We start from the raw sequence: 17281 nt of genomic DNA on the forward strand, positions 1-17281 counted from the left end.
AGGCCCGTACGGGGCACCCCGGCCGCCTTGTGCAGGGTCGGTCAGGTCAGTAGCTGGGGAGTGTGCGCGGGCCGAGGTCGGTGCGGGCCGGGGCGTGGGCCACCCGGACCGTGGCGCTGAGCACGGAGAGGCCCTCGGTGGCGACGACGACCGGCTCCAGAGAGACGCCGATCACTTCGGGGTGGTCGTCGACGAGGCGAGACAGGCGCAGGAGGAGCTGCTCCAGGGCGGGGGTGTCGACGGGGTCGCTGCCGCGCCAGCCGAAGAGGAGGGGCGCGGTGCGGATGGAGCGGATCAGTCCGGCGGCGTCCCGGTCGGTGGCCGGGACGAGGCGGTGGGCGGTGTCGCCCAGCAGCTCGGAGGCGACTCCGGCGAGCCCGAAGGAGAGGACGGCGCCGGCGGCCGGGTCGATCACGGACCGGACCACGGTGTCGACGCCCCGGGGCACCATGGATTGCACCACGGGCTGGATCTCGGCGGGCTTCCCGAGGGCCTCGGTGAGCTCCTCGTACGAGCGTCTGAGCTCGGCCTCGTTCGTCAGGTCGAGCCGTACGCCTCCCAGGTCGGCGCGGTGGCGCAGGTGCGGGGCGGTGGTCTTGAGCACGACGGGGTAGCCCAGGGCGCGGGCGGCCCGGGCGGCGGCGTCGGCCGAGAGGGCGGGCAGGGTGGGCATGACGTGGATCCCGTAGCGGCCCAGGAGGGCGTGGGCGTCGAAGTCGCCGAGGGTCAGTACGGCCTCCCCGTCGACGTCGGCCAGCAGCCGGGCGAGCTGGGCGCCGGCCGCGGCCTCGTCGATGTCCTCGTACTCGGGGACCAGGCCGGCCTCGGCGTTGGCCCGTCGCCACTGCCCGTAGCGCACGGCTTCGGCGACGGCCTTCACGGCGCGCTCGGCCGCGGGGTAGGCGGGGATCCGGTACCCCTCGGACGGCCCGGGCCCGGGCGCCGTCGCTTCCGCTGCCGGTGCCGGCGCTTGCGGGGGTCCCGGCGGCGGGGGCGATGCCTGCGGCCGCGGCGGCGCGGCCGGGCCGGGCGCGGCGGGGGCCGGGGCCGCGGGCGCCGGGGCGGAGGCCGTCGCCGCCGAGAGGGCGTCGGCCAGGGCGCCGAGCTCCACGTGGACCACCGCCACCGGCTTGCCGGGGTACGCGGCCACCGCCTCGCGCAGGGCTTCGGCGAGGTCGTCGGCAAGCTCGTGCTCGCTGACCCAGGGGATGGCCGTGACGACGACCGCGTCGTTGGCCTCGGACGCCAGGGCCCCGGCGAGCGCGTCGCGGAAGTCCGCCGGTGAGGCGGCCGTCGTCAGGTCCAGGGGCGGCAGCGGCCGAAGGCCCTGGGTCAGGCAGGCGTCGTAGGTGAGGACCCCGAGGGATTCGGAGTTGCCGAGGATGGCGATGCGCGGGCCCGCGGGCAGCGGCTGCGAGGCGAGCAGCAGGCCGACGTCGACCAGTTCCGTGACGGTGTCGACGCGGATCACGCCCGCCTGCCGCAGCAGGGCGGAGACGGTGGCCTCCGGCAGCCGGGTTCCCGGGACGACGTGCCCGGCCGGGGTGTGGCGGCCGCCCTTGGCGACGACCACCGGCTTCACGGCCGCCGTCCGGCGGGCGAGGCGGGTGAACTTCCGCGGGTTGCCGAGGGTTTCCAGGTAGAGCAGTGCGACGTCCGTCGCCTCGTCCTCGTACCAGTACTGGAGGATGTCGTTCCCGGAGACGTCGGCCCGGTTCCCCGCCGAGACGAAGGAGGACAGCCCCTCGCCGCGCCGCAGCAGCGCGGAGAGCAGGGCGATCCCGATGGCCCCGGACTGTGTGAACAGGCCGATCCGGCCGCGCATCGGCATCGGCGCGGGCGTGAGGGAGGCGTTGAGCTCCACCTCCGGGGCCGTGTTGATCACCCCGTACGCGTTCGGGCCGATGAGGCGCATCCCGTACGAGCGCACCTGCCGCACCAGTTCGCGCTGGCGGGCGAGCCCGGCCGGGCCGGACTCCCCGTAGCCGGCGGAGAGCACGACGAGGCCCTGGACCTCGTGCTCACCGCAGGCCGCGACGGCCTCCGGGACCCGCTCCGCCGGCACGGCGAGCACGGCGAGGTCGACGGGGGCGCCGATGTCGGCGAGCGCGCGGTAGGCCCGTACGCCGTCCAGCAGGTCGGCCTCGACCGCCTCGTTGACGGCGTACAGGTGGCCGTGGAAGCCGCTGTCGCGCAGGTTGCGCAGGGCCGCGGCGCCCAGGCCCGCGCCGGAGCGGCTGACTCCGATCACTGCCACGGAGCCGGGGGCCAGCAGCCGCTGGACCGAGCGGGCCTCGGCCCGCTGTTCGCGGGCGCGCTGGACGGCGAGGGACTCGGCAGTGGGTTCGAGGTCGAGGGTGAGGTGGACGGACCCGTCCTCGAAGCTGCGCTTCTGCTGGTAGCCGACGTCCGTGAACACTTTGATCATCTTGGTGTTGGCGGGCAGCACCTCGGCGGCGAACCGGCGGATGCCCCGCTCCCTGGCCACCGCGCCGATGTGCTCGAGGAGGGCGGAGGCGACGCCGCGGCCCTGGTGGGCGTCCTGGACGAGGAAGGCCACCTCGGCCTCGTCGGCGGGGGCGGAGGCGGGCCGGCCGTCGGAGCCGATCCTGTCGTAGCGGACGGTGCCGATGAACTCCCCGCCGATGGTCGCCGCGAGTCCCACCCGGTCGACGAAGTCGTGGTGCGTGAAGCGGTGCACGTCGCGGTCGGAGAGCCGGGGGTAGGGGGCGAAGAAACGGTAGTACTTCGACTCGTCGGACACCTGCTCGTAGAAGCTGACCAGCCGCCCGGCGTCCGCGGCGGTGATGGGCCTGATCCGGGCCGTGCCGCCGTCGCGGAGGACGACATCCGCTTCCCAGTGGGCCGGGTACGAGGGGTCCGACTCGGTGGTCATGGGGCCACCTTAGGCGGTTCCCGGGTCGCGCGGCCCTGGCGCGGCGCATCGGGCAGGCGGGCACGGATCAGTGCAAGCTGGGGAAGGTCGAACGGCGGCGGATCCGGGCCGAAGGTCGGTCGGAGCATTCAGGGCGTCGTGAGAGACTGGTCTAGACAACCGTAAGAACCTGAAGGGCATCACCATGGCAGAGCGCCGCGTCAACGTCGGCTGGGCCGAGGGCCTGCACGCTCGTCCCGCCTCGATCTTCGTCCGCGCGACGACCGCTTCCGGCGTCCCGGTGACCATCGCCAAGGCCGGTGGCGACCCCGTCAACGCCGCCTCCATGCTGGCGGTCCTGGGCCTGGGCGCCCAGGGCGGCGAGGAGATCGTCCTCGCCTCCGACGCCGAGGGCGCGGAGGTCGCGCTGGACCGTCTCGCGAAGCTGGTCGCCGAGGGTCTCGAGGAGCTCCCCGAGACCGTCTGACCCTTCGGGTTTCGCCGAAGCCGTGGTTCCCGGGCATCCGGGGGCCACGGCTTCGCCGTTTTCGGACGGGCCGCTCCGGAGGCCGGGTACGACGGAGAGCCGGCGCGGCCGAGAACCAGTACGGCGGAGAGCCGGCGCGGCCGAGAACCGGCGCGCACGGCAAAAGGCCGGCACATGAACCGGCCCGTTGCCCACACGGACCGGCCGCGCGCATAAACCAGCCGCGCGCATAAACCAGCCGCACATCAAAACGCTCCGCAGGAATTCGGCACGGCGGAATTCAGCCGACTGCCGGCCGACCGCCGCGCAGTGAATGCGCGGACCGGATACCAGCCCTTTGTATACGGCCCCTGTTAATGCCGACCGCTCGACATGTTTACGGCAGGTTGCGAAGTGCTCACCGCGGCCCGCGGCCGCAGCCGGTGCACCCCGGCCACCCGGTCGGCGTGGACCGCGGTCAGCGTCCGGGCCCGCTCGGCGTCCCCGCGCGCCACGGCGTCCACGATCGCGCCGTGCTCCGCCCAGGACTCCACGGGCCGCTCCGGGGCCCCCACCACGTACATCCAGGCGATCTTGTGCCGCATCTGGGTAAGCAGCGCGATCAGCCCGGGGCTGCCGGAGGCCTGCGCGAGCGTCTCGTGGAACCAGGCGCCCAGGGACCGCAGGTCCTCCCCCTGGCCCCGCCTGGCCCGTTCCTGGCCCAGCCGGACCAGCCCGCGCAGCACCTTGAGGTGTGCCTCGGTGCGCCGCCGGGCGGCCCTGGCGGCCGCCAGGGGCTCCAGGAGCATCCGCAGCTCCAGGAGATCGGCCGCCTCCTGCCCGGTCGGCTCGGCCACGCAGGCGCCCGCGTGGCGCCGCGTCGTGACGAACCCCTCGGACTCCAGGGTCCGCAGGGCCTCGCGGACCGGGACGCGCGAGACCCCGTACCGGCGGGCCAGTACCTCTTCGGTCAGTCTGCTGCCCGGTTCGAAGACCCCGGAGACGATGTCGTCGCGAATTGCCGTGCATACCGCGTGCGCAGGAATACGCAAGACCGGACCTCCGCTTATTTCCGACTGCCGTCGCCATGGAACACACATGCGCGTACTGAGACTCTATTGCAACACACGATATTTTCCGAGGGCGGCCGGAAATACGAAACATTTACCGCGCTGCGCAACACCAACGCGAAGACCCCGGCTCGGGGAGCCGGGGTCTTCGAAGAAGCGGTGAGCGCGAGCGCTGCGGACGGGTCAGAGGCTGACGCCGTGCGAACGCAGGTAGGCGACCGGGTCGATGTCCGAGCCGTAGTCGGCGCCGGTACGGGCCTCGAAGTGCAGGTGCGGGCCGCTCGAGTTGCCGGTGGAGCCCGACAGGCCGATCTGCTGGCCCGGGGTGACCTGCTGGCCGACGGAGACGCTCAGCGAGGCCAGGTGCCCGTACTGGGTGTACGTGCCGTCGTTGTGCTTGATGACGACGTTGTTGCCGTACGCGCCGCCCCAGCCCGCCTCGACGACCGTACCGAGGCCCACCGCGTGGACCGAGGTGCCGGAGGCCGCGCGGAAGTCGATGCCGGTGTGGCTGCCGGAGGACCACATGCCGCCGCCCGCGTGGTACTGGGTGCTGATCCCGCCGCCGACGGGGGCGACGAAGGTGTTGAGGCGCTTGCGCTCCTCCTCGCGGGCCGCACGCTCGGCGGCCTCGCGCTCGGCCTTCGCCTTGGCCTCGGCGAGGCGCTTGGCCTCGGAGGCGCGCTGCTTGGCGTCGGCCTCGGCCTGGGCCTTGGCCGCGGCGTGCTCGGCGGCGCGCTGCTGGGACTCGGCCTGGTCCTGGACGTCACTCGCGAGGTCCTCGGCCACGACGACGGCGCCGAGGGCGTTGTCCTGGACGGAGTTGTCGCTGTTGTCCGCCGCGAAGGCGGGACCGGCGAGGGTGCCCACGACGCCCGTGGTGGCGAGGGCGGCGATACCGGCGTAGCCGGCGGTCTTGCGGCTCAGACGGCTGGAGCCACGGTGCTTACCGGAACCGGCGGGACGACTGCCAAACGCCATGAAGGGGTTGATCCTTTCCTTCCTTCTCGCCTACCGGGTTAGCTGACGGGTTCGGAGCAGGAAGGTCTCCTACGGGCCTCCTCTTGCGAGGCGGTCCGATTCACCCCAGGGACACATGTGGGTCCCCGGCTCCCCAGGCTCGCGCCTGACGGGGACTCGGCGATCGCTGTCCGGTGCCGCGGATGCGGCGGGTACAACTGACGAACAGCAGGGCCGACGCTAGGCGGATCATCAGTCAATCGCCAAACAGACGCGCCTTTTTGTTGCGTACGCCACACCACATAAAAGCAACCTCCCCATTAAACGGACAAAAGGGGCCCTGGCGAACAAACCGCCAGAGCCCCTTCCGTATCCGTCAGTTGGTGACGACGCTCACTTCACCGATCCCGAGGGCCCGCACCGGCTCCTCGATCTGCGAGGCGTCGCCCACGAGGACCGTGACCAGCCGGTCCACCGGGAAGGCGTTCACCACCGCGGAAGTCGCCTCGACGGTGCCGGTTTCGGCCAGCCGCGCGTACAACTGCGCCTGGTAGTCGTCCGGGAGCTCCTGCTCCACCTGGTCGGCGAGGGTGCCGGCCACGGAGGCCGCCGTCTCGAACTTCAGCGGGGCCACGCCCACCAAGTTCTGCACCGCCACGTCCCGTTCGGCGTCGGTCAGACCGCCCTCCGCGAGGGTGCGCAGCACCTTCCAGAGGTCCTCCAGCGCCGGGCCCGTGTTGGGGGTGTCCACCGAGCCGCTGATGGCGAGCATCGAGGCGCCCTTGCCGTCGGCGGTGGAGCGCAGGACCTGGCCGAAGGCGCGCACGCCGTACGTGTACCCCTTCTCCTCGCGCAGCACCTTGTCCAGGCGGGAGGTGAGGGTGCCGCCGAGGCAGTACGTGCCGAGCACCTGGGCCGCCCAGACCCGGTCGTGCCGGTCCGCCCCGATCCGGCCGATCAGCAGCTGCGTCTGGACCGCGCCGGGCCGGTCGACGATGACCACCCGGCCGGTGTCGTCGGCGGTCACCGGCGGAACCGGGAGGGGCTCGGCGGAGTTGCCCGTCCAGGCGCCCAGGGTGTCGGCGAGGACCTCGTCCAGGTCGATGCCGGTCAGGTCGCCGACGACCACCGCGGTGGCCGTGGCGGGGCGTACGTGGGCCTCGTAGAAGGCGCGTACGGCCGCGGAGTCGATCCGGGCGACCGTCTCCTCGGTGCCCTGGCGCGGGCGGGACATCCGCAGGGTGGCCGGGAAGAGCTCCTTGGAGAGCTGCTTGGCGGCGCGGCGCTGCGGGTTGGCCAGCTCGTGCGGGATCTCGTCGAGCCGGTTGCGCACCAGCCGGTCGACCTCGGCGTCGGCGAAGGCCGGCGCGCGCAGGGCCTCGGCGAGCAGGCCGAGCGCCTTGGCCAGCCGGGAGGCCGGGACCTCCAGGGAGACCCGGATGCCCGGGTGGTCGGCGTGCGCGTCGAGCGTGGCGCCGCAGCGCTCCAGCTCGGCGGCGAACTCCTCGGCGGAGTGCTTGTCGGTGCCCTCGGACAGTGCCCGGGCCATGATGGTGGCCACCCCGTCCAGGCCCTCGGGCTCCGCGTCCAGCGGGGCGGCGAGGTTGACCTCGACCGCGATCACCTGCTGGCCGGGGCGGTGGCAGCGCAGCAGGGTGAGGCCGTTGGACAGCTTCCCGCGCTCGGGCGCCGGGAAGGCCCACGGTTGCGGCTCCCCGGCCTGCGGCTGCGGGTGGAAGGTCATCGTGACGGCTGCGGTGTCGCTCACTGCTCCGCCCCCTCGTTCTCGTCGTGCTGGTTGGGCTCGTCGTTCTCGTCCGCCGCGATGGGCTCGTAGACCAGCACCGCGCGGTTGTCCGGGCGCAGCCGGGCAGCGGCCACGGCCTGCACCTCCTCGGCGGTGACGTCGAGGACGCGCTGGACGGCGGTCAGCGCCAGCTGCGGGTCGCCGAACAGGACCGCGAAGCGGCACAGTTCGTCGGCGCGGCCGGCCACCGTGCTCAGCCGGTCCAGCCATTCCCGCTCCAGCTGCGCCTGGGCGCGCTCCATCTCCTCGGCCGTCGGGCCCTCGGCGGCGAAGCGCGCGAGCTCCTCGTCCACGGCCGCCTCGATGGTGGGGACCTCGACGCCGCTGGAGGTCTTGACGTCGAGCCAGCCCAGCGAGGGCGCCCCGGCCAGCCGCAGCATGCCGAAGCCGGCCGCGACGGCCGTCTGGTCGCGGCGTACCAGGCGGTTGTGGAGCAGCGAGGACTCGCCGCCGCCCAGGATGGTCAGCGCCACGTCGGCGGCGTCGCACTCGCGGGTGCCGTCGTGCGGGAGCCGGTAGGCGGCCATCAGGGCGCGCGCCGGCACCTCCTCGACGATCTCCTCGCGCAGCTGCTCCCCGATGACCTCGGGCAGCGAGCCGTCGCGGGGCGGCTGCTTGCCGTCGTGCGCCGGGATGGTGCCGAAGTACTTCTCGACCCAGGCGAGCGTCTGCTCGGGGTCGATGTCGCCGACGACCGACAGCACCGCGTTGTTGGGCGCGTAGTACGTGCGGAAGAAGGTCCGCGCGTCCTCCAGGGAGGCGGCGTCCAGGTCGGCCATGGAGCCGATCGGGGTGTGGTGGTACGGGTGGCCCTCCGGGTACGCCAGGGCGGTCAGCTTCTCGAAGGCGGTGCCGTACGGGACGTTGTCGTACCGCTGGCGGCGCTCGTTCTTGACGACATCGCGCTGGTTCTCCATGGACTCGTCGTCCAGGGCGGCCAGCAGTGAGCCCATCCGGTCCGCCTCCAGCCAGAGCGCGAGCTCCAGCTGGTGGGTCGGCATCGTCTCGAAGTAGTTGGTGCGCTCGAAGCTGGTGGTTCCGTTGAGGGAACCGCCCGCGCCCTGGACCAGCTCGAAGTGCCCGTTGCCGGGTACGCTCGCCGAGCCCTGGAACATCAGGTGCTCGAAGAGGTGAGCCAGGCCGGTACGTCCCTTGACTTCGTGGCGCGAGCCGACGTCGTACCAGAGGCAGACCGCGGCGACCGGGGTCAGGTGGTCCTCGGAAAGCACCACGCGCAGGCCGTTGGCCAGCCGGTGCTCGGTCGCTGTCAGGCCGCCGGAGCCGGCCTGAGCTGTGGCCGTGTGACCCATGGGCATGTGGTCCCTTCGATCGCGATGCAGAGATTTCTGTCAGACCTGCCACTGTATGCAAGCGCGTCGGCCGCCGGATAAGTTCCCGGGTCACACCTGGGTCGGAGTCCGCGTTGTCGGTGCCTCGGGCCACAATGGTCCGCGTCGACCACGGTCGGGCACCTCGTGAGCCCCGGCCGGACCCAGCCGAACCGCCAGACCCGTCAGACCCGCCCGACCCAGCAAGACCTGCAAGACCAGCCAGACCCCCAGCACACCCCTTTCTTGGTTAAGGAGCCGCGCAGCGATGGCCCGCCGCAGCACGAAGACCCCGCCGCCGGAGGATTTCGAGGAGAAGATCCTCGACATCGACGTCGTCGACGAAATGCAGGGCTCCTTCCTCGAGTACGCGTACTCGGTGATCTACTCCCGTGCACTCCCCGACGCCCGGGACGGCATGAAGCCGGTGCACCGGCGCATCGTCTACCAGATGAACGAGATGGGCCTGCGCCCCGACCGCGGCTACGTGAAGTGCGCCCGCGTCGTGGGCGAGGTCATGGGCAAGCTCCACCCGCACGGCGACGCGTCCATCTACGACGCGCTCGTGCGCATGGCCCAGCCCTTCTCGATGCGGCTGCCGCTCGTCGACGGCCACGGCAACTTCGGTTCGCTCGGCAACGACGACCCGCCGGCCGCGATGCGTTACACCGAGTGCCGGATGGCCGACGCCACGTCACTGATGACGGAGTCGATCGACGAGGACACCGTCGACTTCACCGCCAACTACGACGGCCAGGAGCGGGAGCCGGTCGCACTGCCCGCGGCCTACCCGAACCTGCTCGTCAACGGCGCCTCCGGAATCGCCGTCGGCATGGCCACCAACATGCCCCCGCACAACCTGGGCGAGGTCATCGCGGCCGCCCGCCACCTGATCCGCCACCCGCACGCGGACCTCGAGGCGCTGATGCGCTTCGTGCCGGGGCCCGACCTGCCCACCGGCGGCCGCATCGTGGGCCTCTCCGGGATCAAGGACGCGTACGAAAACGGCCGCGGCACCTTCAAGATCCGCGCGACGGTGGCCGTGGAGAACGTCACGGCGCGCCGCAAGGGCCTGGTCGTCACCGAACTGCCCTTCACGGTCGGCCCCGAGAAGGTCATCGCGAAGATCAAGGACCTGGTCGGCTCGAAGAAGCTCCAGGGCATCGCCGACGTCAAGGACCTCACCGACCGCTCGCACGGCCTGCGCCTGGTCATCGAGATCAAGAACGGCTTCCACCCCGAGGCCGTCCTGGAGCAGTTGTACAAGCTGACGCCGATGGAGGAGTCCTTCGGCATCAACAACGTGGCGCTGGTGGACGGGCAGCCGCTGACGCTGGGCCTCAAGGAGCTCCTGGAGGTCTACCTGGACCACCGCTTCGAGGTCGTCCGCCGGCGCAGCGAGTTCCGCCGCACCAAGCGCCGCGACCGGCTGCACCTGGTCGAGGGCCTGCTGGTGGCGCTCATCGACATCGACGAGGTCATCCGCCTCATCCGGGACAGCGAGAACTCCGCGCAGGCCAAGGCCCGGCTGATCGAGCGGTTCTCGCTGAGCGAGATCCAGACCCAGTACATCCTGGACACTCCGCTGCGCCGGCTCACCAAGTTCGACCGGCTGGAGCTGGAGTCGGAGCGCGACCGGCTGACCGGGGAGATCGACGAGCTGACCGGGATCCTGGAGTCGGACAGCGAGCTGCGCAAGCTGGTCTCCACGGAACTGGCCGCGGTGGCGAAGAAGTTCGGCACCGAGCGCCGTACGGTGCTGCTGGAGTCGGCGGGCACGGCGGTCGGGGCGGTTCCGCTGGAGGTCGCGGACGACCCGTGCCGGGTACTGCTGTCCTCGACGGGCCTGCTGGCCCGTACCGTGACCGGCGATCCGCTGCCCGAGGCGGAGGGCGGCGCCCGCGCCAAGCACGACCTGATCGTCTCGCAGGTCACCGCGACCGCGCGGGCCGAGGTCGGCGCGGTCACCTCGTACGGGCGGCTGCTGCGGCTCTCGGTGATCGACCTGCCGCAGCTGCCGGACACCCATGCCGCGCCGAACCTGGCGGGCGGCGCCCCGGTCTCGGAGTTCCTCTCCGGGCTGGAGGCGGACGAGAAGCTGATCTGCCTGACCTCGCTGGACGAGTCCTCGCAGGGCCTGGCCCTGGGCACCGAGCAGGGCGTGGTCAAGCGGGTCGTGCCGGACTACCCGGCCAACAAGGACGAGCTGGAGGTCATCACCCTCAAGGAGGGCGACCGGATCGTCGGCGCCGTGGAGCTGCGCACGGGCGATGAGGACCTGGTCTTCATCACCGACGACGCCCAACTGCTGCGCTACCCGGCGGGCCAGGTGCGCCCGCAGGGCCGCCCGGCGGGCGGGATGGCGGGCATCAAGCTCGCCGACGACGCCAAGGTGATCCACTTCTCGGCGGTGGACCCGGCCCGGGACGCCCTGGTGTTCACGGTGGCGGGCTCGCAGGGGACGCTGGACGACTCGATGCTGTCCGGGAAGCTGACCCCCTTCGACCAGTACCCGCGCAAGGGCCGGGCCACCGGCGGGGTGCGCTGCCAGCGCTTCCTCAAGGGCGAGGACCTGCTGGTCCTGGCCTGGACCGGGAACAGCCCGGTCCGCGCGGCGGCCGCGAACGGCACTCCGGCCGAGCTGCCTGCCGTGGACCCGCGCCGGGACGGCTCGGGGACGGCGCTCCCCGCGTCGGTCGCGGCGCTGGCCGGGGCCGCGCTGTAGGAGGTACGAGGTCATTCGGGTGGTACGTCCGGGGGACGTACCACCCGAATGGCGACTAGTGTTTTCCCTCTTGGCACTGTCGGTTGGGGCGGGGAGACACAGAGCTGATGAGTCGTCGGCCGGGCGGATTGATCGGGGACTGGGCCGAGGCCCAGCGCCGCACGCAGCAGACGCAGCTGATCCAGCTGCGCGAGGCGGAACGCCGCCAGCGGGCGTACGAACGCGAGGTGGCCCGGGGCCAGCGCGAGCAGCAGGCCGCCTACCGCCAGCACCGCGAAGCCGAGGCGCGGCGGCGCACCGAGCACATCGAGGCGGAAGTCGCCGCCCTGCAAGGCCTGCTGGCCGCGGGCTGCCGGGCGCCGGCGTTCCGCACGGCCGCGCTGGTCAGGTCCGAGCAGCTGGAACCCTTCTCACCGGGGAATCTCGCGCATCCGCTGCCGATGCCCCGTATCGAGCAGTTCCAGCAGCAGGACGCCGGCTGGGCCTTCGGTTCGAACCGCCGGGCTCAGGCGGAACGCGAGGCGCACGCCCGGTACACCCAGGCCTGGCAGGCGGCGCACGCCGCGGAGACGCAGCGGCAGCAGCAGCTGGCGGCGTACCGGCAGCAGTACGACCGGTGGGCGGCGCAGCAGCTCGCCGGGATCCGGGCGCACAACAGCGGGCTCACCGAGCTGGCCGGGGCCCTGCGCGCGGGCGACGCCGAGGCGGTGGTGGAGTACTTCTCGGCCGCCCTGTACGCCTCCACGGCCTGGCCCGAGTCGCTGCCGAGGCAGCTGGCGGCCGCGTACGACCCGGGGGCGCGTGAGCTCGTACTGGACTGGCAGCTGCCGGGGTACCAGGTGGTGCCGGAGACCAAGTCGGTGCGGTACGTGCCGAGCACGGACCAGGAGAAGGAGACGGCCCGCCCGGTCACGCAGCGGCGGGCCCTGTACCGGGACCTCCTGGCGCAGTGCGTACTGCTGGTGGTGCGTGATCTGTACGCGGCGGACGAGTTCGGCGTACTCGGCTCGGTCGTGGTCAACGGCTTCGTGGACGACCACGACCCGGTGACGGGGCAGGAGGCGCGGATCGTCCTCGCCGCGGTGTCGGCGGAGCGGTCCGCCTTCGCGGGGCTGCGGCTGGAGCAGGTCAGCGCGGTGGACTGCCTGGTGGAGGGCTTGCGCGGGCAGCTGGCGGCGCGGCCCGACCAGTTGGCCGCCGTACGGCCCGGCCGCCGGCCCGGCGAGGTGGGCGGCGTCGTCAGCCACGGCGGGCACGCGGACGGCGGCGAGGACGAGCCCGACCTCTTCGAGATGGACCCGATCGCCTTCGAGAACCTGGTGGCGGAGCTCTTCCGGGCGATGGGCATGGAGGCGGTGACCACCCAGCGGTCCGGCGACGGCGGTGTGGACGTGGAGGCGCTGGACCCGGCCCCGATCCGGGGCGGGCGGATCGTGGTGCAGGTCAAGCGCTACCGCAACACCGTGCCGCCCACGGCGGTACGGGATCTGTACGGCACGGTCCAGGACAAGGGGGCGAACAAGGGGGTGCTGGTCACCACCGCGTCCTTCGGGCCCGGGTCGTACACCTTTGCCAACGGCAAGCCGCTGGAGTTGGTTCCCGGAGTCGAGCTCGTGCGGCTGCTGCACCAGTACGGGCTGCGGGGCCGCCTCGGCGGCGGCGCCGCGGCCGGTGTCCCGGCGCAGCGGGTGTCCGAGCCCGAGCCCGCCCCTTCGCCCGAGGACCACAACGTGCTCGGCATGTCCTGGTCGGGCTCGGTCGCGCTGGACGTGTGCGCGCTCGTCTGCACGGGCGGCCGGGTGCTGAGCGAGGACCACTTCGTCTTCTTCAACAACCCGCGGACCCCGGACGGTTCGGTGCGGGCCCGCGCGCACGCGGCGCCCGACAGGGCCGCGCTCGAGGTCTCCTTCGACGGCCTGCCCCGCGAGGCCGACCGCCTGGTGCTCGTGGCCGCCGTCGACCCGGAGGCCGGTCCGCACGCCGACCTCGCCGGCTTCACCGACGCCCGGATCCGGCTCCTCGACCCGTCCGGCGCGGAGGCCGGGCAGCTGGAGGTGTCCGACGGCCGGGCCGGTGAGACCGCACTGGTGCTGGGCTCGTTCCGGCGCCGGGGGAACGGCGACTGGGACTTCGTGATCGGCGGCAAGGGCTACCGGGGCGGGCTGGAGGACCTGCTGCGGGAGTACGGGGTCGAGGTCGCCTAGAGTCGAGGTCGCCTAGAAGGGTTCCGCCTCGGCGGGCTCGACCTCGGCGGGCTCCGCCTCGGCCCGGGCCCGGTCCGCCGCGGGGCGGGCCACGTACCGCAGCACGCCCCACATGCTCTCGGGGCGCGCCTCCCGCGGGGCCGGTTCGCGGCAGGCCTCCAGCTCGGCGAGCAGCCCGGCGCCGTCGGTGCCCGAGCCGATCAGGACGAGCTGGGTCAGACGGGCTTCGCCCCGCCCCCAGGGCTGCGGGGCGAAGCGGAGGAACCGGCCGACCGCGTGCACCTCGTAGCGCTCCTCGTGCCCGGGGACGCCGAAGTAGACGAAGCCCTTGATCCGGTAGAGCCCGGCCGGGCGGCGGTCGAGGAAGTCGATGAACCGCCGCGGGCTCAGCGCCTGCTCGGACACGAACTCCGTGCTCTCGTACGCCGCGTGCGCGTGGGAGCAACGCCCGTGCCCGCCGTCGTGACCGCAGTCGTGCCCGTGGTCGTGCTCGGGCTCCTGGTCCTGCGCCAGCAGGTCCTCGAAGGAGAGCTGGCCACGGGTCTCGGTCCAGGGCCGGCGGTCGAAGAGCAGCTCCGGGTCGATCCGCCCGTGCTCGGCGCCCACGACCGGGGTGCCGGGGCCGCAGAGCTCCGCGAGCCGCGCCTCGATGCGGGCGCGCTCGGCGCTGTCCACGCGGTCGGTCTTGTTGAGCACCACCAGGTCCGCGACGGCCAGGTGGCGGTCGGTCTCCGGGTGCCGGGCCCGGGTCGCGTCGAACTCCGCGGCGTCCACGACCTGCACCATGCCGCCGTAGCGGATGTCCGGGTTCTCGCTGGCCATCAGCATGCGCACCATCTCCTGGGGCTCGGCCAGCCCGCTCGCCTCGATGACGATCACGTCGATCCGGTGGGCGGGAGCGGCGAGCTTCTCCAGGTACGCGTCGAGCTCGCTGCCGTCGACCGCGCAGCACAGGCAGCCGCCGCCGAGGGAGACCATCGAGTCGCCGACCTGGCCCGCCACGGACATGGCGTCGATCTCGATCGCACCGAAGTCGTTGACCACGACGCCGATCCGGGTGCCTCCCCGGTTGCCGAGGAGGTGGTTGAGCACGGTGGTCTTGCCGGATCCGAGGAATCCGGCGAGGACGACGACGGGGATGGGCTGCCTGCTGTTCACCCGGTCGATCGTAGCCAGCCGCCGTCAGCCGAGCACCGGTACCGGCTGCGGCGGGACGGGGCCGGTGTAGCGGGCGGCCGGGCGGATGATCTTCGGGTCGGCGGCCTGTTCGAGGATGTTCGCGCCCCAGCCGACGACGCGGGCCGCGCAGAAGGTCGGGGTGAACATCTCGCGCGGGATCCCGCACAGCTCCATGACCACGCCCGCGTAGAACTCCACGTTGGTGTGGAGTTCGCGGCCCGGCTTGAGCTCGGCGAGGATCTCCTCGACCTGGCGCTCCACCTCCACCGCGAAGTCCACGAGCGGTCCGCCGAACTGCCGGGCGATGTCGCGCAGCATGCGCGAGCGCGGGTCCTCGGTGCGGTACACGGGGTGGCCGAAGCCCATGATCCGCTCCCCCGCCAGCACCCGTTCGCGGATCCACGGCCCGATCCGGTCCGTGGTGCCGATGGCGTCGAGGGTGTCCAGGGCCCGGCTGGGGGCGCCGCCGTGCAGCGGGCCGGAGAGCGCGCCGATCGCCCCGGTCAGGCAGGCGGCGACATCGGCGCCGGTGGAGGCGATGACGCGGGCGGTGAAGGTGGAGGCGTTGAATCCGTGGTCGACGGTGGAGATCAGGTACCGCTCGACCGCGCGGGAGGTGACGGGGTCGGGCTCCTCGCCGGTCAGCATGTACAGGTAGTTGGCGGCGTACGGGAGGTCAGCTCGCGGCTCGACCGGCTCCAGCCCCTGCCCGAGCCGGTGCAGTGCGGTGAGCAGGGTCGGTACGGCGGCGCAGGCGGCCAGGGCGTCGCGGGCACGGCCCGCGGGGTCCAGGTCGTAGACGGGGCGGAAGCCCGCGGAGGCGCCGAGCAGGGAGAGCGCGGTCCGCAGCCCGGCGAGAGGGCCGGAGAGGGCGGTGGCCCGGGCGAGGGCGGGCAGGGCCTCGCGGACCTCGTCCGGCAGCCGGCGCAGGGGGACGGTCTCGGCGGCGAAGGCGGCCCGCTCGGCCTCGTCTGCGGGCAGCGCGCCCCGGAACATCAGGTGCCACACGTCCTCGAAGCTGCGGCTTCCGGCGAGGTCGACGGCGGAGTACTGGCGGTAGTGGTAGAAACCCTCGCGGCCCCTGACGTCACCCAGTTCGGTCTCGGTGACCACGACCCCGGCGAGGCCGCGCGGTCCTTCGATCCTGCTGTCGGTGGTGCTGTCCGTAGTGCTGCCCATAGTGCTGTCCGTGGTGTTCATGGATCGACCATCCATGATGGATTCAATCGCTGTCAATGTTGATTGAATCAACATAGCTGGACGTCTGTAAGGTGTCGGTCATGGACGACCAGACGGACGGCGGCGGACGCCGGATCGGCACCCAGGAGGCGGCCAGGCTGCTGGGGGTGAAGCCGGCGACGGTGTACGCGTACGTCAGCCGTGGCCAGCTCACGAGCCGCCGCGAGGCCGTGGGCCGCGGCAGCAGCTTCGACGCCGCCGAGGTGGAGGCGCTGGCCAGGCGGAGCAGGCGCGAAGCGGCGGCCCCCGCCGGGGACCTCGCCGTACGCACCTCGCTCACGCTCATCGAGCCCGACCGGTACTTCTTCCGGGGCGTGGACGCCGTGGAACTGGCCTCCCGGTACGCCTACGAGGAGGTCGCCGAGTGGCTGTGGACGGGCAGCCTGCCGCGCGGCGCCCGGTTCACCGCTCCTCCTGAGGTCCTGGCGGCGGCCCGGCGGGCCGTGGCCGCCCTGCCGGAGCACAGCGGTCCGGTCGACCGGCTGCGGGTGGCCGTCGCCGCCGCGGCCGTGGCGGATCCGCTGCGCTTCGACCTGTCCGAGGAAGCGGTACTGGGCTCCGCGCGCTGCCTGATCCCCACGCTGGTCGGCGCGCTGCCCGAGCTGGGCGCGGCGCAACCGGGCGACGGGCCGCTGGCCCGGCAGCTGTGGTCTCGGCTGACCCCGCGGGAGCCGGACGAGCAGGCGCTGCGCGTGCTCGACCTGGCGCTGGGGCTGCTGGTCGATCACGACCTGGCCGCCTCGACCCTGGCGGTACGGGTGGCCGCGTCGGCGCGGGCCCATCCCTACGCGGCGGTGTCGGCGGGCCTCGGCGCGCTGGAGGGGCCGCTGCACGGCGCGGCCGGGCGGCTCGCCCACCGGATGCTGGCCGAGGTGCTGGAGCGGGGCGGGGCCGCGCCCGTGGTGGCCGATCACCTGCGGGCGGGACGGCGGGTGCCCGGGCTCGGCCACCGGCTGTACCGGGGCGAGGACCCGAGGGCGACGGCGCTGTTCGCCCGGCTGGACGGGCTCGCACAGGCCGGCCCGGCGCTGGCGGCGGCGCGCGAGGTGGCCGCGGTGATGGCCCGGCAGGGCGGGCTGCACGCCAATGTGGACCTGGCGCTGGCGGTGCTGACCGTGTCCTGCGGGATGGCGGCGGAGGCCGGGGAGACGGTCTTCGCGGTGGCCCGCACGGCGGGCTGGATCGCGCACGCGCTGGAGGAGTACCAGGAACGGCCGCTGCGGATGCGGCCCAGCGGGCAGTACCAGGGGCCCCGCCCGCCCCAGCCGATGCCCTGACGGGCAGATCCGGCACCCGCGCCCCGGGCGGCCGGGCCCGGCCCGCAGGGCCCGGGACCCGGCTGCGGGGAGCAGCCCGGCTACGGGGGCCGGGCTGCGGCGCCCGTTCCGCGACCGGACGGCGGCGTCCCGCCGGAGCGGCCCCGTAACG

General features: G+C 73.1%; 11 protein-coding genes and 1 riboswitch. Of the genes, 4 read left to right on the forward strand and 7 right to left on the reverse strand.

Annotated elements, in window-relative coordinates:
• Positions 1 to 46: 46 nt before the first annotated feature.
• Positions 47 to 2896 carry a GNAT family N-acetyltransferase gene (locus tag AB0D94_RS17975; RefSeq protein ID WP_362052367.1) on the reverse strand — a complete coding sequence of 950 codons (2850 nt, stop codon included), beginning with the start codon at positions 2894 to 2896 and terminating at the stop codon, positions 47 to 49.
• A gap of 184 nt (positions 2897 to 3080) precedes the next feature.
• On the opposite strand from AB0D94_RS17975, the gene AB0D94_RS17980 reads away from it, so the two are divergent.
• Positions 3081 to 3362 (forward strand): HPr family phosphocarrier protein, encoded by a 282-nt coding sequence (locus AB0D94_RS17980; RefSeq protein WP_362052369.1) that lies wholly within the window; start codon positions 3081 to 3083, stop codon positions 3360 to 3362.
• Positions 3363 to 3715: 353 nt separating this feature from the next.
• Here the strand turns inward: AB0D94_RS17980 and AB0D94_RS17985 are convergent, their stop codons facing one another.
• The 4 genes from AB0D94_RS17985 to AB0D94_RS18000 form a co-directional block, all read right to left on the reverse strand.
• Positions 3716 to 4393 (reverse strand): GntR family transcriptional regulator, encoded by a 678-nt coding sequence (locus tag AB0D94_RS17985; RefSeq protein ID WP_362052371.1) that lies wholly within the window; start codon positions 4391 to 4393, stop codon positions 3716 to 3718.
• Positions 4394 to 4594: 201 nt separating this feature from the next.
• Entirely contained in the window at positions 4595 to 5392 is a 798-nt protein-coding gene (locus tag AB0D94_RS17990; RefSeq protein ID WP_362052373.1) for a M23 family metallopeptidase, read from the reverse strand.
• 12 nt (positions 5393 to 5404) lie between these two features.
• Positions 5405 to 5564: riboswitch (cyclic di-AMP (ydaO/yuaA leader) on the reverse strand.
• A gap of 183 nt (positions 5565 to 5747) precedes the next feature.
• Complete coding sequence (locus AB0D94_RS17995; protein ID WP_362052487.1) at positions 5748 to 7115, reverse strand: pitrilysin family protein; 1368 nt, start codon at positions 7113 to 7115, stop codon at positions 5748 to 5750.
• A gap of 20 nt (positions 7116 to 7135) precedes the next feature.
• Positions 7136 to 8488, reverse strand: a complete 1353-nt coding sequence (locus AB0D94_RS18000; RefSeq protein ID WP_362052375.1) for a pitrilysin family protein — start codon at positions 8486 to 8488, stop codon at positions 7136 to 7138.
• Positions 8489 to 8774: 286 nt separating this feature from the next.
• On the opposite strand from AB0D94_RS18000, the gene AB0D94_RS18005 reads away from it, so the two are divergent.
• Positions 8775 to 11231, forward strand: coding sequence for a DNA topoisomerase IV subunit A (locus AB0D94_RS18005; RefSeq protein ID WP_362052377.1), 2457 nt, complete (start codon positions 8775 to 8777; stop codon positions 11229 to 11231).
• Positions 11232 to 11338: 107 nt separating this feature from the next.
• Positions 11339 to 13435: a restriction endonuclease gene (locus AB0D94_RS18010; protein ID WP_362052379.1), complete on the forward strand. Its 2097-nt coding sequence runs from the start codon at positions 11339 to 11341 to the stop codon at positions 13433 to 13435.
• Positions 13436 to 13447: 12 nt separating this feature from the next.
• Here the strand turns inward: AB0D94_RS18010 and AB0D94_RS18015 are convergent, their stop codons facing one another.
• On the reverse strand, positions 13448 to 14593 hold the full coding sequence (locus AB0D94_RS18015; RefSeq protein ID WP_362052381.1) for a GTP-binding protein: 1146 nt from the start codon (positions 14591 to 14593) through the stop codon (positions 13448 to 13450).
• A 24-nt stretch (positions 14594 to 14617) separates the two neighbouring features.
• Positions 14618 to 15793, reverse strand: coding sequence for a citrate synthase/methylcitrate synthase (locus tag AB0D94_RS18020; RefSeq protein ID WP_362052489.1), 1176 nt, complete (start codon positions 15791 to 15793; stop codon positions 14618 to 14620).
• Between the two features lie 101 nt (positions 15794 to 15894).
• Here AB0D94_RS18020 and AB0D94_RS18025 point away from each other — a divergent pair, with 101 nt between their 5' ends.
• Positions 15895 to 17130: a citrate synthase gene (locus tag AB0D94_RS18025; protein ID WP_362052383.1), complete on the forward strand. Its 1236-nt coding sequence runs from the start codon at positions 15895 to 15897 to the stop codon at positions 17128 to 17130.
• Positions 17131 to 17281 lie beyond the last annotated feature (151 nt).

This window comes from Streptomyces sp. NPDC048255, from assembly GCF_040652415.1.
In the GTDB taxonomy this organism is placed as follows: Bacteria; Actinomycetota; Actinomycetes; order Streptomycetales; family Streptomycetaceae; genus Streptomyces.

Excerpts from the sequence above, each read along its gene's own strand:
- AB0D94_RS18010 (WP_362052379.1), top strand. The coding sequence starts at position 11,339 with ATGAGTCGTCGGCCGGGCGGATTGATCGGGGACTGGGCCGAGGCCCAG.
- AB0D94_RS18005 (WP_362052377.1), top strand. The coding sequence starts at position 8,775 with ATGGCCCGCCGCAGCACGAAGACCCCGCCGCCGGAGGATTTCGAGGAG.
- AB0D94_RS18000 (WP_362052375.1), bottom strand. The coding sequence starts at position 8,488 with ATGGGTCACACGGCCACAGCTCAGGCCGGCTCCGGCGGCCTGACAGCG.
- AB0D94_RS17995 (WP_362052487.1), bottom strand. The coding sequence starts at position 7,115 with ATGACCTTCCACCCGCAGCCGCAGGCCGGGGAGCCGCAACCGTGGGCC.
- AB0D94_RS18025 (WP_362052383.1), top strand. The coding sequence starts at position 15,895 with ATGGACGACCAGACGGACGGCGGCGGACGCCGGATCGGCACCCAGGAG.
- AB0D94_RS17975 (WP_362052367.1), bottom strand. The coding sequence starts at position 2,896 with ATGACCACCGAGTCGGACCCCTCGTACCCGGCCCACTGGGAAGCGGAT.
- AB0D94_RS18020 (WP_362052489.1), bottom strand. The coding sequence starts at position 15,793 with ATGGGCAGCACTACGGACAGCACCACCGACAGCAGGATCGAAGGACCG.
- AB0D94_RS17990 (WP_362052373.1), bottom strand. The coding sequence starts at position 5,392 with ATGGCGTTTGGCAGTCGTCCCGCCGGTTCCGGTAAGCACCGTGGCTCC.
- AB0D94_RS17980 (WP_362052369.1), top strand. The coding sequence starts at position 3,081 with ATGGCAGAGCGCCGCGTCAACGTCGGCTGGGCCGAGGGCCTGCACGCT.